This window comes from Kitasatospora sp. NPDC093558 (genome assembly GCF_040683475.1).
In the GTDB taxonomy this organism is placed as follows: Bacteria; Actinomycetota; Actinomycetes; order Streptomycetales; family Streptomycetaceae; genus Kitasatospora.
The window spans coordinates 1-3,882 of the sequence record NZ_JBFBDY010000580.1 but is presented as its reverse complement, the minus strand read 5'-3'; the positions used below and the strand labels follow the sequence as shown (position 1 = coordinate 3,882).

Below are 3,882 nucleotides of genomic sequence, written 5' to 3'. Positions count from 1 at the left end.
GACGTGCCGGTCTCGGTCACCTCGCACTTCCACTTCTTCGAGTCCAACCCGCGCCTCGACTTCGACCGGGCCGCCGCCTACGGCACGCACCTGGCCGTCCCGGCCGGCTCGTCGGTCCGGTTCGACCCAGGCGCGGTCGTCGAGGTCGGCCTGGTGCCGATCGGCGGCGAGCGCGTCGCGATCGGGTTCGCGGGGCTCGTGGACGGACCGCTCGACTCGCCCCGGGTCCGGCGGGAGGCCCTGCGGCGGGCCGCCGAGCAGGGCTACCTCGGGGCTGGCGAGTGCGCCGACGAGCATGCGCACGAACGCGCCGACGAGCGCGCGGACGCGTGTGCCGACGAACGAGCCGACGAACGCGCCGACGAGTGTCCAGACCCGTGCGCCGACGACCAGGAGAACGCGCGATGAGCATCGAACCGTCCGAGTACGCCGCCGTGCACGGCCCCCGCGCCGGGGACCGGGTGCGGCTCGGCGACAGCGGCCTCGTGGTCCGGGTCGAGTCCGACTCCCAGCGGCCGGGCGACGAGTTCCTCGTCGGCTTCGGCAAGACCGGGCGCGACGGCCTGCACCTCAAGGCCGCCGCCGTCCGTGACACCTGCGACCTCGTCATCAGCAACGTCCTCGTGATCGACGCCGTCCAGGGCATCCGCAAGACGTCGATCGGCATCCGGGAGGGCCGGATCGCCTCGATCGGCCGGGCCGGCAACCCCGACACGCTCGACGGCGTGGACGTCGTGGTCGGCACCGGCACGACGATCGTCTCCGGCGAAGGCCTGATCGCGACCGCCGGGGCGGTCGACACCCATGTGCACCTCATGTCGCCGCGGATCATGGAGGCCTCGCTCGCCTCCGGCGTCACCACGATCATCGGCCAGGAGATCGGCCCGGCGTGGGGCGTCGGCGTCAACTCGCCCTGGGCGCTTAGGCACGCCTTCAACGCGTTCGACGCGTGGCCCGTCAACATCGGCTTCCTGGCCCGGGGTTCGTCCTCCCACCCGGCGCCGCTCGTCGAGGCGCTCGTCGAGGGCGGCGCGTGCGGGTTCAAGGTGCACGAGGACATGGGCGCGCACACCCGTGCGCTCGACACCGCGCTGCGCGTCGCCGAGGCCCACGACGTCCAAGTGGCCCTGCACACCGACGGGTTGAACGAGTGCCTGTCCGTCGAGGACACCCTCAGCGTGCTGGAGGGCCGCACGATCCACGCCTTCCACATCGAGGGCTGCGGCGGCGGACACGTCCCCAACGTCCTCAAGATGGCCGGCGTGCCGAACGTCATCGGCTCCTCGACCAACCCGACACTCCCCTTCGGACGGGACGCGATCGCCGAGCACTACGGCATGATCGTCTCCGTCCATGCCCTCAAGACCGACCTCCCCGGCGACGCCGCCATGGCCCGCGACCGCATCCGCGCCGGCACCATGGGCGCCGAGGACGTCCTCCACGACCTCGGGGCCATCGGCATCACCTCCTCCGACGCCCAGGGCATGGGCCGCGCCGGCGAAACCGTCCGCCGCACCTTCGCCATGGCCGGCAAGATGAAGGCCGAACTCGGCCCGATGGCCGGCGACGGGCCCGACGACGACAACGCCCGCGTGCTGCGCTACATCGCGAAGCTGACCATCAACCCGGCCATCGCGCACGGCCTTTCGCACGAGGTGGGCTCGATCGAGGTCGGCAAGCTCGCCGACGTCGTGCTGTGGCAGCCCGCGTTCTTCGGCGCGAAGCCGCAGCTGGTCCTCAAGGCCGGCTTCCCGGCCTACGGCGTCACCGGCGACCCCAACGCCGCCACCGAAACCTGCCAACCCCTCGTCCTGGGCCCCCTGTTCGGCGCCCACGGCGCCACCCCGGCGGACCTCTCCGTCGCCTTCACCAGCCACGCCGCCGCCGAATCCGGCACCCCGGGGCGCCCCCACGACGCCATGACCACCCGCCGCCGCAGAGTCGGAGTCCGCGGAACCCGGGGCATCGGCCCCGCCGACCTCATCCACAACACCCGCCTGGGCGCCGTCCACGTCCATCCGACCGCCGGCCTGGTCACCCTCGACGGCACACCCCTGCGCTCCAACCCGGCCGAGGAGGTCCCGCTCAGCCGCCTCTACTTCCTCTGAGTCAGCGGGCGACCGAGTCAACCACCTGGCGCAGCAGCACGGTTGGGGATGGCAGGACGGCGTACCAGGTGTTCGCCGTGTCGTCCTCGGCCGCTGTCCAGGCGGCGACGACCGGGAGTTCGCAGTGGTCGCCTGCCTCCAGTGGGGGCAGGTTCCAGGTCATGCCGTGGTGGTCGCCGAAGTCGACGCCCCACCCGGTGCAGGAGTTCCGGTAGACCTCGCCTGTCAATTCCGCCCAGCGGCACGGCACTTCGCCCTGGGTGGCGGCGTGGCAGATCCCCTCCTCGTCGTGGCCGCCGAGGGTGAGGCGGGTCGTGTCGTCGTCCACCGTGATCGCGGCCAGTGCCTGTCCGCCGTCCCAGCCGGCGTCGGCACCGTCCGGCAGCCGCTCGGGCAGTCGCGCCGCAAACGTCACCTTCCGCAGCGGGGACGCGGCGTCGATCCGCCACACCGCCGCACGGCAGTCGGTCAGCTGTCCCCACTCATCGGGGTCGAGCTCGGGGTCGTACGGCGTCAACAGCAGCTCCACCCGGGCCGCGTGGTGCTTCCAGCGCGCGACCGTCCTCCCGCCCGGGAGCTCGAACAACTCGTCGGGCAGCGGCGGAAGTGTGGCGCCCCCGATCGTCGTCGCGAAGGTCACCGCGCCGAAGGGTGTGTCCATGACGGGCTTGGCGACGGACCACACGCGTGTGCGCGGGACGGTGGGGAGCAGCATCGCCCCAGCGTATCGGCATGGTGGGCGGCGGTCCCGACGGTGGTCGCCGGGCTGTGACAACAACCGTGCCACGTACGCACATTGGTACCGGTACCTTGTGCCTCTGGGCGTGCCGAGGGGAGCGTGGCGCATGCAGTCGCTGGAGGCTGACGATCCGCGGTGGGTGGGCGAGTACCGGCTGCTGCTGCGGCTCGGGGCGGGCGGCATGGGGCTGGTGTACCTCGGGCGGTCGGCGCGGGGGCGGACGGTGGCCGTCAAGGTGGTGCGCCCGGAGCTGGCCGGGAACCGGGAGTTCCGGGCGAGGTTCCGCCGGGAGGTGTACGCCGCCCGGCGGGTCGGCGGGGAGTGGACGGCGCCGGTGCTGGACGCCGACACCGAGGGCGACCGTCCGTGGGTGGCGACCGGGTACGTGGCCGGGCCGTCCCTGAGCGACGCCGTCCTGAGGTTCGGACCGCTGCCGGAGGCCACGGTGCGCGCACTCGGCGTCCGGCTCGCGGAGGCCCTCGCCCACGTGCACGCGCTCGGGCTGGTGCACCGGGACGTCAAGCCGTCCAACGTGCTGCTCGCACCGGACGGGCCGCGGCTGATCGACTTCGGCATCGCCCGCGCCCTGGACGCCGGCAGCAGCCTCACCAGACCCGGCCACACGGTCGGCTCGCCCGGCTTCATGTCACCGGAGCAGGCCCAGGGGTACGAGGTCGGACCGGCCAGTGACGTGTTCTCCCTCGGGGCGGTGCTCGCCTACGCGGCGACCGGCGTGCTCCCGTACGGGGAGGGGGCGGGCGTGGAGGTGCTGTTCCGGGCCGTCTACGAGCACCCCGACCTCCTCAGGGTGGGCGAGTCGCTGCGCCGGAACCTGCTCGGCTGCCTCGCCAAGGACCCGGCCGAGCGCCCGTCACCCCAGCGGCTGCGGGCCTGGCTGGACGACGACCGGGAGGCCACCAGGGATCTGGCGACGGGCGGTTGGCTGCCGGCCCCGGTGGCGGCCGCGATCGGACGGGCGGCCTCCGAACTGCTGGACCTGGAGGCGGAGCGGACCGGAACGACGCGCGCCGTGCC

General features: G+C 73.2%; 4 protein-coding genes. 3 read left to right on the top strand and 1 reads right to left on the bottom strand.

Annotated elements, in window-relative coordinates; genetic code table 11:
- On the top strand, positions 1 to 408 hold a 408-nt coding region (locus AB0O00_RS31835), incomplete at its 5' end, for an urease subunit beta (protein WP_363657684.1).
- Positions 405 to 2,108: an urease subunit alpha gene (locus AB0O00_RS31830; RefSeq protein WP_363657682.1), complete on the top strand. Its 1,704-nt coding sequence runs from the start codon at positions 405 to 407 to the stop codon at positions 2,106 to 2,108. The genes AB0O00_RS31835 and AB0O00_RS31830, both read left to right, overlap by 4 nt.
- Position 2,109: 1 nt before the next feature.
- Here the strand turns inward: AB0O00_RS31830 and AB0O00_RS31825 are convergent, their stop codons facing one another.
- Complete coding sequence (locus AB0O00_RS31825; protein ID WP_363657680.1) at positions 2,110 to 2,823, bottom strand: hypothetical protein; 714 nt, start codon at positions 2,821 to 2,823, stop codon at positions 2,110 to 2,112.
- A 130-nt stretch (positions 2,824 to 2,953) separates the two neighbouring features.
- Here AB0O00_RS31825 and AB0O00_RS31820 point away from each other — a divergent pair.
- Positions 2,954 to 3,882, top strand: a 929-nt coding sequence (locus AB0O00_RS31820) for a serine/threonine-protein kinase (protein WP_363657678.1), incomplete at its 3' end; no start/stop codon positions are given.

Coding starts and splice junctions, on each gene's coding strand:
- AB0O00_RS31830 (WP_363657682.1), top strand. CDS start 405: ATGAGCATCGAACCGTCCGAGTACGCCGCCGTGCACGGCCCCCGCGCC.
- AB0O00_RS31825 (WP_363657680.1), bottom strand. CDS start 2,823: ATGCTGCTCCCCACCGTCCCGCGCACACGCGTGTGGTCCGTCGCCAAG.